Raw genomic sequence first — 19,364 nt, 5'->3', positions numbered from 1 at the left:
CATACACCGCCTACCCCTCCCTTGTGTAGGCTGCCTACCTATGAAGGCGGATGCGGTGCGCGGGCACCTGGACGGACTGCTGCTCGCGGTGCTCGAACCGGGCCCGCTGCACGGGTACGCGATCATCGCCGCGGTGCAGCAGCGCAGCGGAGGGGTGCTCGAACTGCGGACGGGCACCATCTATCCGGCCCTGAACCGGCTGGAGCGCACCGGACTGCTGAGCAGCAGCTGGCAGTCCTCCGGGGAGCGGCGCCGCCGGTGCTACGAGCTGACCGACGAGGGCCGGCGCACGCTCGCCGGCGAACGCACGGCCTGGAGCGAGTTCACCGCGGCGATCGGTTCGGTCCTCAACCCCGCCCCACCGCACGGACTCGCCACATGACCGCCGCAGGCGTGGGCACCGGCACCGACCCCACCGGCACCGACCCCACCGGCACCGAACCCGCCGACACCGACCCCACCGGCACCGACCCCGCCGGAACCGACCCCTCCGGCGACGCTCTCGCCGCCTACGTCGCCGACCTCACCGCCGCCCTGCACGGGCCCGCCCGGGCCAAGGGCCGGATGATCGAGGAGATCCGCGGCGGACTCGAGGACACCGCGGACGCGCAGATCGAGCGGGGCGTCCCACGGCGTGAGGCGATCGGTGCGGCGGTCCGGGAGTTCGGGACCGTCGACGAGCTCGTCCCGAGCTGTCAGCGGGAGCTGACCCTCGCCCAGGCACGGCACACCGCCCGGGTGGTGGCGCTCACCGCACCCTTCCTGATCGCCTGCCGGTACCTCAGCGGAGTGACCGCCCAGGAGCCCGCGGGATCGGTTCTCCACACCTCCCGACTCCTGGCCGAGCACCTGTCCGCAGTCGCGCTCGCCGCCACCCTGCTCGCCGCCGCGGCTCTGGCCGCCACCGGAACCCTCGCCCGCCGGCTTCCCCCACCGGCCCGGCTGCCGGCCGTGGTCGCCTGGACCGGCACGACCGCCGGAGCCGCCATGGCGGTGACGACGCTCGCCCTCGTCACCGCCGCCGCGCTCGCGACGAACTGGCCACTGCTCGCCTTCGCGGGCGTGCTCGCCGCCGCCTCCCACGCCGTCGTGGCGACCTCGGCCCGGGCCTGCCGTCGCTGCGCACGGCTGCCGGTCCTCGGGGCACCGGAGCTCGGCTGACGAAGGACGTCGCGCGAGGGCACCCCGGGGGACCTCCCCGGGGCGTCTGCGTGGGGCGTTTGAGAAGGCCGCCCGCTCCGTCAGGATGAGGGGATGAGCAACGGTTTCGCCACACGCGTCCTGGACGTCACCACCGGAGGATCGGAGAGGGTGTACGACCTGACAGGGGAGTGCGTCGCCTTCCTGGCCGAGGTGGCACAGGGCCGGGGAGGCCTCCTCAACGTCTTCACGCCCCACGCGACGACCGGCGTGGCGCTGATCGAGACGGGCGCCGGCAGCGATCACGACCTGCTGACGGCCCTGCACCACCTCCTCCCCGCCGACGAACGCTGGCAGCACCGCCACGGCAGCCGGGGTCACGGCCGTGACCACGTCCTGCCCGCCCTCGTCGCCCCGCACGCGACGCTCCCCGTGATCGACGGCGAACTGGCGCTCGGCACCTGGCAGTCGGTGTGCCTGGTGGACACGAACAAGGACAACCCCGACCGCCAGGTCCGCCTGTCGTTCCTCGGATAGCGGACACGGCGGGTCTCCCGGAGGGGAGCGGGGGCTCAGCAGGAGCGGCCGGCGCCCGCGTGGCGGTCGACGAGGGCGGGTACGGCCTTCGGGTGATCGACCCTGGTGCGCAGGACGGGGGTCCAGCCCGCGTCGGCCCGCAACAACTCGTCGGGGAACTGCGTGTTGTGGACGGCGAGGAGGTCGACCGGCCTGCCGTTCACGTAGTTGCCCACGGTGGTGACGGGCGCGTCCTTCCACTTCTTGAGGATCCTGCCCGCCGGGACGCCACCGCTCAGCGTGAACGCGTTCCTCTCCGCGTGGAGTTGGGACTCCTGTCCGATGCCGAGGCTGTACGCGTACGCCGAACTCGGCACCACGAAGTGGTTGTTGTACGCGTCGACCTGGCCGAAGCGGACCCGCGGCGCCCGCTCGACCACGTTCTCGAAGAGGTTGTGGTGCAGGGTGACCCGCAGCCTGCCCCGGTCGGTGGCGCCCGCGCTGTCGCTGTTGCCGATCATCAGGGTCTTGTCGTGGTCGGTGAAGACGTTCCACGAGATCGTGACCAGGTCGGCGCCGCGCACGACGTCCAGCTCGCCGTCGTGCTGCTGGTAGACCTCGCCGTAGTACGAGGGCAGCGAACTGTCCGGGTGGGCCCCGTCGGTGAAGGTGTTGTGATCGATCCAGACATGGGTGGAGCCGTACACGACCAGGCTGTCGTACTCGGAGTTCCACGCCCCGGTCGCGCCGTCCGTAGGGTCCCACTGCGGGAAGCAGTCGAGCGGGCTCTCCATCGTCAGGTTGCGGACCACGACGTTGTCGACGCCCTGCACCTGGAGGCTGCCGCCGGTGATCCCGGCGTGCCCGCCGACGCCGACGATCGTGGTGTTCGCGGGCACGCCGACCTTGATAGCCCTGCCCTGGGCGGTCGCGGACGCCGCCCGCAGGTCCTCCTGGGGGCCGCTGACCACGTTCTCGTACCCCCAGACGGCGGGATCGTAGTCGGCGAGGTAGCGCCCGAAGTCGTAGCCGGGGGCCTCGAAGGCGGCGCAGCCGGCGGCGGTGGCGTTCAGCGTGCCCACCACCTTGACGATCCGGGGCTCGGTGCCGGGCAAGGCCAGCGCGGCCCGGAACTCCTCCCAGGTGGTGACGGTGAAGACCCGGGAGGCGACGGCGGCAGCGCCGCCGGTGGTGCCGGTCCCCTCGGACGCCCATCCGTCACCGGCCGCCAGCGTGGCGCGGGCGGGGTCGGCGCCGGGACGCGGGGCGGCGTGGGCGGCGGCGGGGGCGGTCACCGTCAGGGTGAGGGCGGCCGCGGCCACCACTCCCCGTCGCGTGCGTCTGTTCACGATCGGCTCTCCTCGAACTCGGAAGCGGTCGGTGCGGGTTCGGGCCAGGTGACGAGCCCGGCGGGTACGTGGTCGTCCACGCGGCGCGTCTCGCGCGGGGCGAGGACATGGGTGCGGAGCAGCTCGGCGGTGACCAGCCGCGCCACCTCGATCGCCCCCGGCGGGTTGAAGTGGGTGTTGTCCTGCTCGGTCGCGGTCCAGTTGAAGTACGCCGTGGAGGCCTCGGGGCCGAGCCGCTGCCACAGCGCCAGCGACAGCGCCTCGATGTCGAGGAGGGGGACGTCCGACTCGCGGGCGGTCTCCCGCATCGCCGCCGGGTACGCGCCGAGCGTCCGCAGAGCGGTGCCGTCCACGGCGAACCTGCGCCGCTCGACGGAGGTGGCGAACACCGGGAGGGCGCCCCGCGACCGCGCGCCCTCGACGAAGACCCGCAGGTTGTCCTGGTAGCCGGTCCACGGCTCGGTGAAGCGGGCCGGGTCGGCGACCTTCTGGTCGTTGTGGCCGAACTGGATCAGGAGCAGGTCGCCGGGGCACAGTGCGGCCAGGATCGCCTCGAGCCGTCCCTCGTCGAGAAAGCTCTTGGTGCTGCGCCCGTCGACCGCGTGATTGGCGACCCGTACGCCCCGGTGCAGGAAGAAGGGGAGGGCCATGCCCCAGCCGGTCTCGGGCGCGGCGTCGGCGTGCTTCTGCGCGGCCGTGGAGTCGCCGGCGATGAAGAGGGTGCGCATGCGGGGGTGTCCTTGGGAACGGGCCGGGGGAGCCCCGGCCAGGGCGAGCGCGAGGCCCGCCCCGGCCGAGACCACCGCGCGGCGGCCGACGCTCACGGGTTCTGCTGCTTCCACTCGGCCTGCGCCGTGTTCAGCTGCTCGGCCAGGTGGTCGAGGAACTCCTTGGCGGTGGACGTGCCGAGCAGGACCTTCTGGAAGCCCGGCTCGTTCTCGGCCTTGGAGATCGTGTTCCAGTCCGGCAGGTAGTACGGCAGTTCCACGATCGTGGCCTTGCCGCTGAAGAGGACCTCGGCGCCGAGCTTCGTCGGCTCCGCCTCCTGGAGCCACGGGTCCCGGGCGGCCTCCGTGTTGGCCGGGATGGCGCCGGCGGATTCGTTCCACTTGCTGTTGGAGGCGTGGGAAGCGGCGAACTCGATGAACTTCCAGGCGGCGGCCTTGTTCTTGCTGGAGGAGAAGAGACCGAGGCCGTCGACCGGGTTGGAGACCTGTACCCGGGTGCCGTCGTCGAGGGTCGGGTTGGGGATGCCCCGGAACTTCTCCGTGCCGAGGGCCTTCACATGGTCCTGGTACGAGCCGAGGTTGTGGTTCAGCATGCCGATCTGGCCGCTGTCCCACTGCGCGACCATCTTGGTGAAGTCGTTGTTGACGTCGGCGGCGGGGGTGGTCCGCTTGAACAGGCCGGCGTACTTCTCGAGCGCGGCCACGTTCTCCGGGGCGTTGACGGTGGTCCTGTCACCGTTCCAGAAGCTCTTGATGCCGCTCTGGCCGTACATGGCGTCGAGGGCCTGGGCGATCGAGCCCGCGCCGCCGCGGATCGTGTAGCCGAAGCGGTTCCTGTCGGTGGCCGTCAGCTTCTCGGCCGCCGCGTAGAACCTGGACCAGGTGGTGGGTTCCTGCAGGCCGGCGGCCTTGAACAGATCGGTGCGGTAGTAGAGCACGCCGTTGCTCGCGGAGGTGGGGACGGTGAACAGCTTGTCCTGTCCGCCCGCCGACTTCACGCTCGCGACCATGCCGGCGTTCAGCCTGCCCTTGAGCGCGCTGCCCTCGATCCGCGCGTCCAGCGGCTCCAGGGCGTTCTGCGCGGCGATGCCGGCGAGCATCGCCGCGCCGACGCCGCCGACGTCCGGCAGGCCGTCGCCCTGGATCGCGGTGTCGTACTTCGACTGGACCTCCTTGGAGGCGATCCCGACGTACTCGACGTCGATGTCGGGGTTCGCCTTCTCGAAGTCCGCGATGATCTCCTTCCAGACGTCGGTGCGGACACCGCCGTTGTTGTCCCAGAAGGTGATCTTTCCCTTGCCCGATCCCTCGGTGCCCTTGTCGCCGCCCCCGCCGCTGCCGTCGTCACCGCAGGCGGTGGCGGACAGGGCGAGGACGCCGGTCAGGGCGAGGGCGAGGGCGGCTCTGCGCCGTCCGCCGGGGAAGATGGTCATCGTCGGCTCTCTTCTCTCGGGGTGTTGCGGGGACTACGGGGAGGGGTGCGGGGGAGCTGGGGCCGGGGCGCCGGCGGGTGCCCCGGGTGGTGCCGTTGAGGCGGCGGTGACGCGGAAGTCGGAGAACACGGCCGTCCCGGCGTGTCCCGCGCCTTCCGGCGCCCCGGCGAACAGGCCGAGCAGCGCGCCGACCCAGCGCCAGGGCATGGCGGCGAACTCCGGACCGAGCCGGACCGGCCCGCCGCCGGACCCGGACCCGCCGCCGGACCGGGCGTCGGGATCGGGCCCGGACCCGGAGCCGGACCCGGCGTTGAACCCGGACCCGGGATCGGTGCCGGACCCGGAACCGTCACGGGACCCGCTGCCGGGCCCGCAACCGTCACTGGACCCGGCTTCGGCGTCGGACCCGGACCCGGACCCGGGATCGATGCCGGTGCCCGTGCCGGCGGCGGTGTCCGCGCCGCGTCCGGTCTCGTACGAGAAGCGGCAGCGCGCGTCCGCCGTGACCTCGATACGGAGCAGGACCCGGTTCCCGGGCAGCGGCCGGGAGCGGGCCGCGTCCCGTTCGCCGTCCGTGTTCGCCGGGGCGAAACGGTGGACGAGCCGGGCCGTGCCGTCCGGCGCCCGCTCCAGACCGATCCACGCGTACGCGTCCCCCAGGACGACGAGCCCCGCGCGGGCCCCGGGTGCCACCGAGTCGAGCCGCAGCCCGACCTCGACGACCACGGCCCCGGCGGGCAGCCGCTGGGTGAGGACGTGCGGCACGCCGCGGAGGTCGCCGAGCCGGTCGGACCGCACGCAGTGGAGCCGTAGCCCGTCCCCCGTGTGCTGACTGGCCCAGCCCTCGCCCGGGTTGGCGGTCCACTGCCACTGCCGCCCGAACCGGCCGCCGGGAAACGTGTCGTCCACGGCCGGCCGCGCGGGCGGCTGCTCCGGCAGGTCCGGCTTGCGGTGCACCCGGACCGGGGCGCCCTCGTCGCCGAGCACGGGCCAGCCGTCGGCCTCCCAGCGCATCGGCTGGAGATGGACGAGCCGGCCGTGCGAGCCCGACTGCTGGAAGTGCAGGAACCAGTCCTCGCCCGGCCCGGTGCGCACCCAGCCGCCCTGGTGGGGGCCGTTGACGTCGGTGTCGCCCTGCGCGAGGGCGATCCGCTCCTCGTACGGGCCGAAGAACGACCGCGACCGGAAGACGCCCTGCCAGCCGGTGGCCACGCCCCCGGCCGGGGCGAAGATCCAGAACCAGCCGTCGTGCCGGTACAGCTTCGGCCCTTCCAGGGTGAACCAGCCGGGGAGCCGGTCGGCGTCGACGAGGGTCCGGCCCGCGTCGAGGAGCCTCGTCCCGTCCGGGCTCATCCGGTGTCCGGTGAGCCGGTTGTTGAAGCCGGCGCGGGACTTTGCCCAGGCGTGCACGAGATACGCCTCGCCCGACTCCTCGTCCCACAGCGGGCAGGCGTCGATCAGGCCCCGGCCCGCCTTCACCAGGTGCGGGGCCGTCCACGGGCCGCGTACGGAAGGGGCGTTGACCTGCTGGATCCCATGGTCGGGGTCTCCCCAGAAGATCCAGAACCGGCCGTCGTGGTACCGGAACGAGGGCGCCCAGACCCCACGGTCGTGCCGGGGCTCCGTGAACGCGGCAGCCGGTTCGAGCCGCTCCAGGGCGTGTCCGACGAGCGTCCAGTTGACCAGGTCCCGGGAATGCAGGAGCGGCAGCCCGGGGGCGCGGCCGAAGCTGGACGCGGTCAGGTGGTAGTCCTCGCCGACCCGGACCACGTCGGGGTCGGACCAGTCGGCGGCGAGCACGGGGTTGCGGTACGTACCGTCACCGAGGTCACCCGTCGGAAGGGCCGCGGCGGCCCCCGTCACGACGTCACCGCCTTGCGCACCAGGGCCGCGGCCTCGTCCCGGTCGAGGCGCCCGTCGGCGACGACGGTCACCACCTGCCGTACGACGGTCCCTCCGGCGGCCACCTGAAGCCGCCGGTCGCGGGCGAGCGAGGAACCGACGCCCGGGTACTCGGCCGCCCGGACGAACCACGGATCCTCGCGGGTCCGGGCGGTCGCCCCGGCGAAGACCAGGGTCCAGCCCTCGCCCGCGAGCGCCACCCAGTCCGCGGCTGCTCCGTGCACCGCGTCCTCGCCGTCCGCGTCGGGACCGCCGCCGGCCGCTCCGGACCCGAACACCGCCGGAGCCGCCGCCTCCTTCGGAGCGCGCCAGAAGAAGCCTCCGTACGCGGCACCCGGCCGGCCGTTCGTCGCGGGGCTGCCGATCGACAGGTCCCGCCCGGACACATTGGTCAGGGAGAAGGTGAGGTCGAGCGCCCAGGCCGTTCCGGTGAGCGCGGTGGCCGCCACCGTCCGGTACTCGCGGAGCAGCCGCTCGCCCCCGGCCGTCCAGCTCAGCTCCTCCACGAAGCCGTCCGGGTCGCGCAGTGTGAACCCGTCGTGCCGCTGCACCCCGTGGTTGTCGAGCTCGACCGGCCCGCGGCCGCGGACGAAGGTGCGGCCGCCCCAGAAGTTGTGGCCGGCGAGGTCGGGCACGGCGACGCCGACGCCCAGGTGGTGCGGATGGTCCTCGGGCACCGCCTCGCTGACCGGCCGGCCGGCGAGGGTCGTGACCGGGTGGAGGTACGGCCGGGGGGAGTGGTGGGGGGCCGGTCCGGGCCGGGTCGTGTACCGGGCGACGGTGCGGCCCGCGCAGCGCAGGACCGTCGGGGGCTCGGGGCTCATCGGGCCTCCGCCCGGGCCGACGGGGCCCAGGAGGCGCCGAGTTCGGAGAACAGCACGAGCGCGTCGGCACTGGCGTCCACCAGCGCGTCGACGCCGTCGACGACCCGGCGCGGCCCGCTCTCGCCGGGCTCGGTGTGCCAGTGCGCGTCGGGGATCGCCAGCGGGTCGGGGGCCGTGCGCACCGCCTCGACGACCCGCATGAACGCCTCGGTCGCCGCCGGCGGCACCCACAGCGGCTCGCCGTCGGTGACGTGCGCGACGAGGTTCTCCAGGAGGTCGGTACGTGCGTACTCGGTCTCCACCGGTCCGTGCCCGGCGCGTTGTACGAGCACCCGGTCCTGCCGGTACCAGAAGGTGATCCGGCCCCGCGTGCCGTGGACGATGACGTACGGCTCCGAGGGCCGCTCGGCGCAGAGCGTCACGGCGACGGTGACCCGGGTGCCGGCCGAGGTGACGATCCGTACCGCCGAGGTGTCGTCGGACTCGATGGCGTGGGCGCGCAGCAGCTCGGTCTCGATGTGCTCGACGTCCTCGGCGCGCGTGGGACCGGACAGCGCGAGCGCCGTGGCGACGGCGTGTGCGAGGGGGTTGGTGAGGGCCCCGTCGACCACGTCGGCCCCGCCGAGCCGACGGCGCCCCGCCCAGGGGGCGCGCCGGAAGTAGGCCTCGTCACGGACCCAGGCCCCGGCCGCGCCGACGCCGAGGAGTTCGCCGATCGCGCCCTCCGCGACCATCCGGCGGATCGCGGGCACCGCGTGCGACCCCAGCGACTGGAACCCGATCTGGCAGGCCACCGCGGCCGCCCCGACGCCCTCGGCCATCCGGCGGAACTCCGCGTACGACGGAGCCGGCGGCTTCTCCAGGAGGATGTGCGCCCCGTGCCGGGCGGCGGCGAGCGCCATGTCGGTGTGGGTCTGGATGGGGGTGCTGAGCACGGCGATCCGGGCGCCGGTGGAGGCGAGCAGCGCCTCGAAGTCGGCGGACTGTTCCGGTTCCCCGCTGCCTTCGAGCTCGGCGGCGTCGAGCGGGCGCAGCTCGCAGACCCCGGCGAGGCGGACGAGTCCGCGGTCTTCGAGCCTGCGGATGTTGAGGAGGTGGCTGCGGCCGTGGCCGCGGGCACCGGCGAGGACGACCGGCAGGGGGGTGCGCGCGGTGTTCCTGTCTTCCCTGTGCGTGGGGTCGCTGTTCATCCCTTCACCGCCCCGGCGCTGAATCCGGTGACCAGCCACTTCTGGATGAAGCCGAAGACGACGACCACGGGGACGGCGGCGATGACGCCGCCCGCGGCGAGCGCCCCGAGGTCGACGCTGTCGGCGCCCATGAGGGTGTTGAGGCCGACCGGGATCGTCTGCTTGTCCTGGCTGCTGAGGAACATCAGGGCGAAGAGGAAGTGGTTCCAGGCGTGCACGAAGGCGAAGGAGCCGACGGCGACCAGACCGGGCCTGAGCAGCGGGAGGACGACGATCCGGAAGGCGGAGAACCGGTTGCAGCCGTCCACCCAGGCGGCCTCCTCCAGGGAGTACGGCACGTTCCTGATGAAGCCGCTGATGAGGATCATGGACAGCGGGAGCTGGAAGACGGTCTCGGCGATGATCACACTCCCCAGGGAGTTGATCATCCGCAGCTCGGCGAAGATCTGGAAGAGCGGGACGAGGAGCAGGGCGCCCGGCACGAACTGCGAACAGAGCAGGGCCAGCATGAAGCCCTTCTTGATCCTGAAGTCGAAGCGGGCCAGCGCGTAGCCGCCGGCGAGGGCGACCACGGTGGTGCTGATGAGCACCGCGACCCCGATGAGCAGGCTGTTCTGGAAGAAGACGCCGAAGCTGCGCTCGTTCCAGACCTTCTCGAAGTGCGCGGTCGTCATCGGCCAGGGCAGCAGCGAGGTGGAGCCGGCCGGGCGTACGGCGAAGAGCAGGATCCAGTAGAAGGGGACGAGGGTGAAGACGAGGTAGATCCCGAGGGGCAGGTAGATCTGCCAGCGGGGCACCTCGTCCCACGCCCTGCGCCTGGCGCGGGCGGCGGCGGGCGGCGTCCGGCCGGGGGGCGCCGGGGCCCGCGCGGTCCCCGGGGAGGGGGCGGCGGTCAGGGTGGACTCGGCTGTCATGTGACGTCGCCTCCGAACTTGCTCAGGCGCAGATAGACCATCGAGCAGAAGAGAAGGATCACGAACGCCACCGTGGTGAGGGCGGAGGCGTATCCGAAGTTGTGGGCGTCGACGCTGGTGTGGGCGATGTACAGCGGCAGCGTGGTCGTCTCGCCCGCGGGGCCGCCGCCGGTCAGCGTGTACAGCAGGTCGACGTTGTTGAACTCCCAGACCGCGCGCAGCAGCGTGGAGAGGACGATCGCGTCCCGGATGTGCGGCAGGGTGATGTGGACGAACTGCCGTACCCGGCCCGCCCCGTCGACCTCGGCCGCCTCGTACAGGTCCTTCGGCACGGACTGGAGGTCGGCCAGGATGAGGATGGCGAAGAAGGGCACCCCGCGCCAGAGATCGGCGACGATCGCCGCCGGGAACACGGTCGAGGTGTCGGAGAGCCAGGACGTGCCGTACGTGCCGAGGCCCAGGTCCGCGAGGTAACGGCTGATGCCCGTCTGGGAGTTGTAGAGCAGCACCCAGATCGCGGAGGTGAGCACGCCGGAGACGGCCCACGGCGAGAAGACCAGGGCCCGGCCCAGGGCGCGGCCCACGAAGGTCTGGTTCACGATGAGGGCGAGAGCGAGGCCGAAGAGGAGCTGGAGCGTCACCTCGACGACGACCCACTTGAGGCTGAAGGTCAGCGTTCCCCAGAACCGCGGGTCCTCCGTGAAGATCCGGGTGAAGTTGTCGAGTCCCGCGAAGCCGTTCCGCCAGGGCTTCGTGGGGTTGTAGTGCTGGAGGCTGTAGAAGAAGACGCTGATCACGGGGTAGGCGATGAAGCCCAGCATCAGCAGGCCGGCGGGGGCGATCAGGAGGTACGGCAGTCGGCGGGGGGTCGCTCCCGTGCGACGGCGGCGCGGTGCCGTGACGGCTTGGGGCGGTGGGGTCACAGCTGAGGCCATGACGGCGGCTCCGTTCTCGGTGAAGCGCTTCGCGAACGACGTTCGAGATCTCGGACAGGGTGGAGCGGGCGGAGCGAGTGGAGCGGGTGGAGCTGATGGCGCTGCCGAGCCGGGTGCGGCGGCCCGAGGAACCGTCCGGCGAACCGGCGGTGCCGGGGGCGGGTTCTCACCCCGGCGGTGCTGTGGTTGGGTTCTCACCCCGGCGGTGCTGGGGGGCGGGTGCTCACCCAGGCGGTGCGGGGGGCGGGTTCTCACCCAGGCGATGCTGTGGGGCGGGTGCTCACCCCGCGTACGGATCGGGGGTGGTGCCGGGACGCGCCAGGAACGCGAAGTCGCAGCCGGTGTCGGCCTGGGAGATCTGCTCCGTGTAGAGCGCGCCGTAGCCGCGCTCGTACCGGGCGGGCGGCGGTGTCCAGGCGGCCCGGCGGACGTCCAACTCCTCGTCCGTGACGTGCAGATGGAGGGAGCGGGCGGCGACGTCGAGGGTGATCGCATCGCCCGTGCGCACGAGGGCGAGGGGTCCGCCGACATGGGACTCGGGTGCCACGTGCAGCACGCACGCCCCGTAACTCGTCCCGCTCATCCGGGCGTCGGAGATCCGCACCATGTCCCGTACCCCCTGTTCGAGCAGGTACCGGGGGATGGGCAGCATGCCGTACTCCGGCATCCCCGGACCGCCCTTCGGGCCCGCGCCCCGCAGCACCAGCACGTGCTCGGGCGTGATGCCGAGCGCCGGGTCGTCGATGGTCCGCTGCATCGACCGGTAGTCGTCGAACACGACCGCGGGACCGGTGTGCCGGAGCAGCCGCGGCTCGGCCGCGATGTGCTTGATGACGGCGCCGTCGGGGCAGAGGTTGCCCCGCAGCACCGCGACCCCGCCCTCGGCGGCCAGCGGCCTCGAACGGTCCCTGATCACCTCCTCGTCGTGCACGAGCGCGCCGTCGAGCTGCTCCCGCAGCGTGGTGTGCGAGACCGTCGGACGGTCGAGGTGCAGGACGTCGGTGAGCCGGGAGAGGAAGCCCCGCATCCCGCCCGCGAAGTGGAAGTCCTCCATCAGGAACCGGCCGCCCGGCCGCAGGTTCGCGAGGACCGGCACCGTCCGCGCGATCCGGTCGAAGTCGTCGAGCGTCAGCTTCACCCCCGAGCGCCCCGCCATCGCGATCAGATGGATCACCGCGTTGGTCGAGCCGCCGAGCGCGAGGACGGCGGCGACCGCGTCCTCGTACGCCTCCTGCGTCAGGATCCGCGACAGCCGCAGGTCCCGCCGTACGAGTTCCACGATCCGCAGCCCCGAGGCCGCCGCCATCCGGTCGTGCCCCGAGTCGACCGCCGGCACCGACGAAGCGCCCGGCACGGTCACCCCGAGGGTCTCCGCCGCGGCGGTCAACGTGGACGCCGTGCCCATCGTCATGCAGTGCCCGGGGGAGCGGGCGAGACCGCTCTCCAGCTCCGCCATCTCGCAGTCGCCGATCCGTCCCGCCCGCTTCTCGTCCCAGTACTTCCACATGTCCGTACCGGAGCCGAGCGTCTCGCCGCGCCAGTGTCCCGGCAGCATCGGCCCCGCCGGAACGAACACCGTCGGCAGGTCGACCGAGGCAGCGCCCATGAGGAGCGCCGGGGTGGTCTTGTCGCAGCCGCCCATCAGCACCGCCCCGTCCACCGGGTACGAGCGCAGCAGCTCCTCCGTCTCCAGGGCGAGGAGGTTGCGGTAGAGCATCGGGGTCGGCTTCTGGAACGTCTCCGAGAGGGTGGAGACCGGGAACTCCAGCGGGAAGCCGCCCGCCTGCCACACCCCGCGCTTCACGGCCTGCGCGCGGTCGCGGAGGTGGACGTGGCAGGGGTTGATGTCGGACCAGGTGTTGAGGATCGCGATCACCGGCTTCCCGAGGTGCTCCTCGGGGAGATAGCCGAGCTGCCGGGTGCGGGCGCGGTGGCTGAAGGAGCGGAGGCCGTCGGTGCCGTACCACTGGTGACTGCGCAGGTCCTCGGGGCGCCTGCCCGCTTCGGCGGGGCGCCGTCCCTCTTCGGCCGGGCGCTTCCCCGCTTCGACGGAGCCCGGGCCTGTGTCGACCGCGCGCCGTCCCGAGTCGACCGTGCGCCCGCCCGTGCCGGCGGGCCCTTCCGCGCTCATGCCGGCCACCCGGCGGCGATCGTGGCGACCTCGGCCCGCTCGCTCACGGGGAGTTCACGGCTCGGCGGGCGGACCGCCCGGCGGCAGAGGCCGAGGGAGGCGAGGGCCTCCTTGACCACCGTCACGTTGTCGGCGCTGCCGTTGGCCGCGCGCAGCTCCTCGAAGCGGCGGATCCGCTCCCAGACCTTCATCGCGGTCGGGTAGTCGCCGGTCCGCAGCGCGTCCAGCATCTCGAGGGAGAGCGCGGGGGAGACGTTGACCAGGCCGGAGGTGAATCCGGTGGCGCCGCTCGCGAAGTAGGCGGGGGCGTACGGCTCGGCCAGGCCCGCCACCCAGACGAAGCGGTCGAGGCCCGCGTCCCGGGCGAAGCCGGCGAACCGGGCCGCGTCGGGCACCGCGTACTTCACCCCCACGACGTTGGGGCAGGCGGCGCCGAGCTCGGCGAGCCTGGCCCCGCCGAGCAGCGGGTTGCGGATGTAGGGGACGACCCCGAGCTCGGGGACGGCCTCGGCGATGGCCCGGTGGTAGTCGACCCAGCCGCTCTCGGAGACGTACGGGTGGACCGGCTGATGGACCATCACCATGTGGGCGCCCGTGGCGTGGGCGTGCCGGGCGGCCTCGACCGCCGTCGGCACGTCGTGGCCGACGCCGACGAGGATCGCGGCACGGTCGCCGGCCTCGTCGACGGTGATCTCGGTGAGGGAGCGGCGTTCCTCCGGGGTCAGCGCGTAGAACTCCCCGGTGTTGCCGTTGGGGGTGAGGGTGCGGACCCCGCCGTCGAGGAGCCGGCGCAGCAGCGCGCGGTGGGTGACGGTGTCCACGGAGCCGTCCTCGGCGAACGGGGTGACCGGGATGGCCACGACGTCGGCGAGGGCGGTCCTCATCGTCTCGAATTCCATGCTCACTCGCCGTTCAGGGGGGACTGGTCATCGGGATGCTGCCTCTCGGGGTGCTGGGGGAAGGCGCGCTCGACGAAGGACGCGATGTGCTCGTGGACCGCCCGGCCCACCCCGTCGACGTCGCCGGCGGCCGCGAGCCGCAGGATCTCCTCGTGCTCGGCGGCCTCCCGCTCCCAGGAGGGAATGGCCGCCCAGGCGACGGTGGAGACCAGGGCGGCCTGGTCGCGGACCTCGTCGAGCATGTGGCCGAGCAGCGGGTTGCCGCAGGGCAGGTAGAGCGCCCGGTGGAACGCCCGGTTGGCCAGCGACCGTTCGGCCGGGTCCTCGGCCCCGGCGGCCCGGCTCAGGGCCTCCCGCGCCTCGTCGAGCGGGGCGCCGGACGCCACGGCGCGGCGGACCGCCTCGGGTTCCAGGAGGAGGCGTACGTCGTAGACGGCGCGGGCCATGTCGGCGTCGACCATCCGGACCGTGACGCCCTTGTACTGGTTCATCACCACGAGCCCGCTGCCCGCGAGGGTCTTGAGCGCCTCGCGGACGGGGGTCTTCGACACCCCGAAACGGGCGGCGAGTTCGGCCTCGACGAGTGCCTGGCCGGGGCTGAGCCCTCCGGTGAGGATGTCGTGCTTGATCGCTTCGAGCACGTACTGGGTGCGGGAGGGGATGGGGCTGGGGGCGAAGGCCATGGAGCACTCTCAGATCTCGTGTATCGCGTCTCATATATGACGTACGAAGTGCAACGGGCATGAAGCTAAGGGGGTGTTCGTGTTTCGTCAATGCTTTGCGCAAGCGCTTTCTTCGCGGGGGTCACCGCAGCCCTCGCCCACCCCGCTGCGGAACTCCGTCACGCGGTCGGGGGCCTGGAGGCGGACCGGGCGTGATCGCTACGGCGTAGGGTCGGGCCATGACGACGCACCCCGCGATGCGAGACCCCGAACGGCGCAAGAAGGACGTCCTCGCCCGGCTGGCGGAGGAGGTGGACATCTGGGTGGCCTCGGCGAGTGCCGACGCCCGGCCGTATCTCGTGCCGCTGGCCTTCCACTGGGACGGCACGGACATCTGGCTGTGCACCCGGCTGACGAATCCCACCGGGCGCAACCTCGCCGCCGGCGGACGGACCCGGCTGGCGCTCGGGCACACCCGGGACGTCGTCCTGATCGACGGCGACGTGACGACCCTCGGCGTCGACGACGTACCCACGGAGGCGATCGAGGGATTCGCCGCGAAGTGCGGCTGGGACCCGCGGAACTCGGGGCCCGCGTACGGCTGGTTCCGAGTCCGCCCCACCGCCGTGGAGGCTTGGCTGGAGGAGCCCGAACTGGCCGGGCGCCACCTGATGCGCGACGGCGTCTGGGCCGTCTGAGACGGAGACACCGAGGACCGGCCCCCGGGGCGCGGGAGCCGGCCCGGGGCCGGCGTCCGGCGACCGGCGTACGCCGCGCCGACCGCCGACCGCCGACCGCCGACCGCCGACCCCCGACCGGCGACCGCCGGCGGATGACCGGCCGTCGGGGGCGGGAAGTGCACGCGCCGATCGGGGCGCGGCCCCTGTCGGATCGTCGCCCCCGCCCGCCCCTCGTGCGCGGTCGGGTCAGCGGTGCGCCAGCCGGCTCGCCGCCGGAAGCAGCTTGCCGTCGTAGTCGAACAGGGCCTGGTTCTCCCAGCCGTTGCCGGACGAGGAGTCGGCCGGGTCCCAGCCGTTGCCCGCGACGGCCGTCCAGGTCGGTTCCCAGTAGAAGACGCCGAGACCGCGGCCGTTCGGTACCGCCTCGACGACGTTCATGACGTCCCGCAGCCAGGCCGACTGGCCGGCCGCGCTCGCCGGGTAGCCCGAGACAAGCTCCGAGGACAGGTCGATGATGTTCTCGTGGGCGTCCTCGCTGTCGAGCCGGAACGGGTACGCGGTCTCGGCGACCATCACCTTCTTGCCGTATCGGGCGGAGATGTCGTCGAGGTTGGTCTGGAGCGAGGACAGGGCGCCGTGCCAGTAGCCGTAGAAGGAGAACGCGATCACGTCGTAACTGACGCCCTGCGCGGTCGCGTTGTCGAACCACGTGCGGTAGAGGGCGTTGTCGCCGCCGTTGGCGAGGTGCAGGGCGATCTGGGTGCTCGAAGAGACCGCCTTGGCTGCGGAGATGCCGGAGCCGAGCAGCCCCGCCAGCTGTGACCAGTTGCTCGTCGAGCCCTCGGGCCACAGCATGCCGGTGTTGATCTCGTTCCCGATCTGCACCATGTCGGCCGTGGTCCCCTGCGCCTTCAGGGCGTTGAGTACGTCGTACGTGTGGCTGTGGACGTCCGTCTTCAGCTGCGCGTACGAGTGGCCCTGCCAGGCGGCGGGCTTGGTCTGGGCGCCCGGGTCGGCCCATATGTCGGAGTAGTGGAAGTCCACGAGCAGCTTCATGCCCTGGGCCTTGATCCGCCGTGCGGTGGCGAGGACGCGGGCCTTGTCGTTGTAGCCGTCGGCCGGGTTCACCCACACCTTCAGACGGCCGTAGTCGGCGCCCGCGTTCCTGAGGAGCGCGACCGCGTCACCCGTGGTGCCGGAACTCGACCTGTAGGTCCCGCCGAGGTCCTCGCTCTTCTTGAGCGAGGACACGTCGACGCCCCTGACCGCCAGACCGGTCGTGCCGGAGGTGAACGTCAGATCGTCGACGTTCAGCCAATTCCCCGCGTTCGCATCGGAGTTGACGCTCACGGTGCAGCCGCCGCCCGACACTGTGACGGGAGTGACGATCCGTATCCAGGTGGACGTCACGGGCAGATCGGTGCGCTGCTCGGCCGAGCCGCAGTTCCGCAGGGCGAGGTGGGCGGAGTTCTGACCGCCGCCCGAGCGGACCCAGGCGCTGAGCGTGTACGTGCCGTCGGCGAGTCCGGAGAGGTACTGGTACGTCTCGACCTTGTACGCGGACGCCGACCAGTGGCTCAGGCGGTGACCGCCGCTGTGGCCCCCGGCCTCGGTGAACGAGGCGGCGTTCTGCCCGGCGGCCGAGTAGGTCGACCAGCCGGCCGGGGTCGCGGTCCCGGTGGCGTCGCTCTCGAACCCGGCGTTCGTGAGGGTGGTGGCGGCCTCGGCCTGGGTGGCGGCGGGCAGGGGAGCCGCGAGCAGGGCGCCGAGCGCTGCCGCGACGGCGGCGGCGCGCAGACGGATGCGGCTTCTGACAGGGGTGAGGTGCATCGTCGAGTCCCTTCGACGGTGGCCAATGAGAAGTGCGGTGCGGGTGGTTCCCTACGGGTGGTGCGGTTCACCCGGGGGCGGCGCAGCGGGCGCTGCCGTCCCCGGGTGAGCTCAAGGGCCCCCGGCCGGGCCGGCCGGCCCGGCCGGGGGTGGGGAGGGTGGGGTCAGGCGTCGAGGCGGACGACCCGCACGACACCGGCCGGGACGGTGACCTTCCCGTCGACCGGCGTGCCCCCCGAGGCGCCGCCGAGCAGCTCGGTCCCGGAGCCGTCGAGCGGCACGTCGGCGTCCTCGGCGGAGTGGTTGAGGACGAACAGGTACTGCCCGCCGTCTCCCACGCGGCGCACGACCTCCACGTCACGCGGCAGGGCGGTACGCGCCGCGACCCCCGCGTCCGCGCACGCCGCGGCGACGATCGCGTCGAGCGACACCGCGTCAAGCCGGGTGGAGACGTACCAGGCGGTGCCCCGCCCGAGCCGGTGCCGGGTCACCGCGGGACCGCCGGCGGCCGGACCGTCGGCGTACGTCCACACGGTCTCGGCGCCGCGCGGCCGGACGAACTCCGTCCACACGTCGCCGGTGAGCGAGGCGCCGTCGGGTCCGGTGATCCGTACGCTCCGGTCGTCCAGGAGCGGTGACCACTCGTCCACGGTGAGGCCGAGGACGTCCCGCAGGGCGCCGGGGTAGGCGCCGGGGTGCACGGCGTCGTGCTCGTCGACGATCCCGGAGAAGTACGAGACGACGAGCGTGCCGCCGTTCTCGACGTACTCCCGGAGGTTCTGCCCGGCGGCCTCGGTCATGAGGTAGAGCGCGGGCACGACGACCAGCGGGTGGGCGGAGAGGTCGTCCTCGGGGTGGGCGAAGTCGACGGTGAGGTGCCGGTCGTAGAGGGTCTCGTAGAAGCTGTCGGCGCGCTCACGGGCGTCGTGGGCGGCGTTCGGCCGCCACTCCAGGTTCTGCGCCCACCAGGAGTGCCAGTCCCACAGCATGGCGACGTCCGGGACGGTCCGGCTGCCGCACACCTCCTGAAGGGCCTCCAGGCCGGCGCCGAGGTCGACGACCTCGCGCCAGATCCGGGTGTCGGTGCCGCCGTGCGGGACCATCGCGGAGTGGAACTTCTCGGCGCCGCGCCGGGACTGGCGCCATTGGAAGAACATGGCGCCCTCGGAGCCGCGGGCCACATGGGAGAGGGAGTTGCGGGCCATCTCGCCGGGGCGCTTGGCAGGGTTGCGGGGCTGCCAGTTCACGCCGGACGTGGAGTGTTCGAGGAGCAGCCAGGGGGCGCCGCCGGCGACGGAGCGGGTGAGGTCGGCGGCCATGGCCAGGTTGACGTGGGTGCGGCGGCCGTCGGTGATCAGGTAGTGGTCGTTGGTGACGAGGTCGACCTCGCGGCCCCAGGCCCAGTAGTCGATGGAGTCGCACTGGCTGAGCGCCGTCATGAAGTTGGTGGTGACCGGGACACCGGGTGCGAGCTCGTGCAGGATGTCCCGTTCCGTACGGAAGTTCTCCCGGATGGTGGCGTCGGCGAAGCGCCGGTAGTCGAGCTGTTGGGCGGGGTTGCCGACGGTGGGGGTGACCCGGGGCGGAGTGATCTCCTCGTACGAGGAGTAGCGCTGCCCCCAGAAGGCGGTGCCCCAGGCCTCGTTCACCGCCTCCACCGAGCCGTGGGCGTCGTCGAGCCAGCGGCGGAAGTGAGCGGCGCAGCCGTCGCAGTAGCAGGCGCTGACGGGGACGCCGTACTCGTTGTGGACGTGCCAGAGCGCGAGCGCCGGGTGACTGCCGTAGCGGCGGGCCAGCTCGGTGGTGATGCCCGCGGCGGCCGTCCGATAGGCGGTGGAACTGTGGCAGATCGCCCCGCGCGAGCCGTACGAGTAGCGCATCCCCTCGGCGGTGACGGGCAGCGCCTCGGGGTGCGCCCGGTAGAACCAGGCGGGCGGCGCCACGGTCGGTGTGCCCAGGTCGACGCGGACGCCGTGCTCGTGGAGCAGGTCGAGGAGCCGGTCGAGCCAGCCGAAGTCGTACCGGCCCGGCTCCGGTTCGAGGAGGGCCCAGGAGAAGATCCCGACGCTCACCATGGTGACGCCGGCCTCCCGCATGAGCCGGACGTCCTCCTGCCAGACGCTTTCCGGCCACTGTTCGGGGTTGTAGTCCCCGCCGAACGCGAGCCGGTGCAGGCCCTTGGGAGTGGTCTGCGGCATGGGTCTCTCCTGAAGCCTCGAGCGATGAAAGCC

Annotated in this window: 17 protein-coding genes; 4 read left to right on the top strand and 13 right to left on the bottom strand. The window is 72.7% G+C overall.

The genetic code is table 11. From position 1 onward, the window contains the following. Nucleotides 1–40 precede the first annotated feature (40 nt). The 3 genes from ACFQ79_RS23485 (at nt 41) to ACFQ79_RS23475 (ending at nt 1,677) form a co-directional block, all read left to right on the top strand. The gene (locus tag ACFQ79_RS23485; RefSeq protein ID WP_383586532.1) at nt 41–382 is read left to right on the top strand and encodes a PadR family transcriptional regulator; all 342 of its coding nucleotides are present in this window, start codon (nt 41–43) and stop codon (nt 380–382) included. Further along, complete coding sequence (locus ACFQ79_RS23480; RefSeq protein WP_383586530.1) at nt 379–1,161, top strand: permease prefix domain 1-containing protein; 783 nt, start codon at nt 379–381, stop codon at nt 1,159–1,161. The genes ACFQ79_RS23485 and ACFQ79_RS23480 overlap by 4 nt, the downstream gene beginning before the upstream one ends. 93 nt (nt 1,162–1,254) lie before the next feature. Continuing rightward, nucleotides 1,255–1,677, top strand: coding sequence for a YjbQ family protein (locus ACFQ79_RS23475; protein ID WP_356550065.1), 423 nt, complete (start codon nt 1,255–1,257; stop codon nt 1,675–1,677). 35 nt (nt 1,678–1,712) lie between these two features. Here the strand turns inward: ACFQ79_RS23475 and ACFQ79_RS23470 are convergent, their stop codons facing one another. The 11 genes from ACFQ79_RS23470 to ACFQ79_RS23420 all read right to left on the bottom strand — a co-directional run bounded on the left by ACFQ79_RS23470 (nt 1,713) and on the right by ACFQ79_RS23420 (nt 14,644). After that, entirely contained in the window at nt 1,713–3,005 is a 1,293-nt protein-coding gene (locus ACFQ79_RS23470; RefSeq protein ID WP_383586528.1) for a polysaccharide lyase family 1 protein, read from the bottom strand. Next, nucleotides 3,002–3,829: a rhamnogalacturonan acetylesterase gene (locus tag ACFQ79_RS23465; protein ID WP_383586526.1), complete on the bottom strand. Its 828-nt coding sequence runs from the start codon at nt 3,827–3,829 to the stop codon at nt 3,002–3,004. The genes ACFQ79_RS23470 and ACFQ79_RS23465 overlap by 4 nt, the downstream gene beginning before the upstream one ends. Beyond that, a complete protein-coding gene (locus ACFQ79_RS23460; protein ID WP_383586524.1) occupies nt 3,826–5,166 on the bottom strand; it encodes an ABC transporter substrate-binding protein in 1,341 nt (446 codons plus the stop codon). Before ACFQ79_RS23460 ends, ACFQ79_RS23465 begins: the two co-directional genes overlap by 4 nt. A 33-nt stretch (nt 5,167–5,199) precedes the next feature. Then, the gene (locus ACFQ79_RS23455; RefSeq protein ID WP_383586522.1) at nt 5,200–7,029 is read right to left on the bottom strand and encodes a family 43 glycosylhydrolase; all 1,830 of its coding nucleotides are present in this window, start codon (nt 7,027–7,029) and stop codon (nt 5,200–5,202) included. Next, entirely contained in the window at nt 7,026–7,892 is an 867-nt protein-coding gene (locus ACFQ79_RS23450; RefSeq protein ID WP_383586520.1) for a PmoA family protein, read from the bottom strand. Before ACFQ79_RS23450 ends, ACFQ79_RS23455 begins: the two co-directional genes overlap by 4 nt. Next, entirely contained in the window at nt 7,889–9,082 is a 1,194-nt protein-coding gene (locus ACFQ79_RS23445; RefSeq protein WP_383586518.1) for a Gfo/Idh/MocA family protein, read from the bottom strand. Before ACFQ79_RS23445 ends, ACFQ79_RS23450 begins: the two co-directional genes overlap by 4 nt. Continuing rightward, complete coding sequence (locus tag ACFQ79_RS23440; RefSeq protein WP_383586516.1) at nt 9,079–9,996, bottom strand: carbohydrate ABC transporter permease; 918 nt, start codon at nt 9,994–9,996, stop codon at nt 9,079–9,081. The genes ACFQ79_RS23445 and ACFQ79_RS23440 overlap by 4 nt, the downstream gene beginning before the upstream one ends. Then, complete coding sequence (locus ACFQ79_RS23435; RefSeq protein WP_383586514.1) at nt 9,993–10,931, bottom strand: carbohydrate ABC transporter permease; 939 nt, start codon at nt 10,929–10,931, stop codon at nt 9,993–9,995. Before ACFQ79_RS23435 ends, ACFQ79_RS23440 begins: the two co-directional genes overlap by 4 nt. Before the next feature lie 280 nt (nt 10,932–11,211). Further along, a complete protein-coding gene (gene araD / locus ACFQ79_RS23430; protein ID WP_383586512.1) occupies nt 11,212–13,062 on the bottom strand; it encodes an L-arabinonate dehydratase in 1,851 nt (616 codons plus the stop codon). Further along, on the bottom strand, nt 13,059–13,967 hold the full coding sequence (locus ACFQ79_RS23425) for a dihydrodipicolinate synthase family protein (protein ID WP_383586510.1): 909 nt from the start codon (nt 13,965–13,967) through the stop codon (nt 13,059–13,061). Before ACFQ79_RS23425 ends, araD begins: the two co-directional genes overlap by 4 nt. Further along, a complete protein-coding gene (locus tag ACFQ79_RS23420) occupies nt 13,964–14,644 on the bottom strand; it encodes a GntR family transcriptional regulator (protein WP_383586508.1) in 681 nt (226 codons plus the stop codon). Before ACFQ79_RS23420 ends, ACFQ79_RS23425 begins: the two co-directional genes overlap by 4 nt. A 218-nt stretch (nt 14,645–14,862) precedes the next feature. Between ACFQ79_RS23420 and ACFQ79_RS23415 the strand changes: the two genes are divergently transcribed. After that, nucleotides 14,863–15,321 carry a pyridoxamine 5'-phosphate oxidase family protein gene (locus tag ACFQ79_RS23415; RefSeq protein ID WP_383586506.1) on the top strand — a complete coding sequence of 153 codons (459 nt, stop codon included), beginning with the start codon at nt 14,863–14,865 and terminating at the stop codon, nt 15,319–15,321. Between the two features lie 228 nt (nt 15,322–15,549). Here the strand turns inward: ACFQ79_RS23415 and ACFQ79_RS23410 are convergent, their stop codons facing one another. Then, nucleotides 15,550–17,133 (bottom strand): arabinogalactan endo-beta-1,4-galactanase, encoded by a 1,584-nt coding sequence (locus ACFQ79_RS23410; protein WP_383586504.1) that lies wholly within the window; start codon nt 17,131–17,133, stop codon nt 15,550–15,552. Nucleotides 17,134–17,297: 164 nt separating this feature from the next. After that, nucleotides 17,298–19,331 carry a beta-galactosidase gene (locus ACFQ79_RS23405; RefSeq protein WP_383586502.1) on the bottom strand — a complete coding sequence of 678 codons (2,034 nt, stop codon included), beginning with the start codon at nt 19,329–19,331 and terminating at the stop codon, nt 17,298–17,300. Nucleotides 19,332–19,364: the final 33 nt, after the last annotated feature.

It is taken from the genome of Streptomyces sp. NPDC056480 (genome assembly GCF_042795405.1).
Classification (GTDB): domain Bacteria; phylum Actinomycetota; class Actinomycetes; order Streptomycetales; family Streptomycetaceae; genus Streptomyces.
Note: the sequence above shows the minus strand (reverse complement) of the source record. Positions and strands in the feature narration are given on the sequence as shown.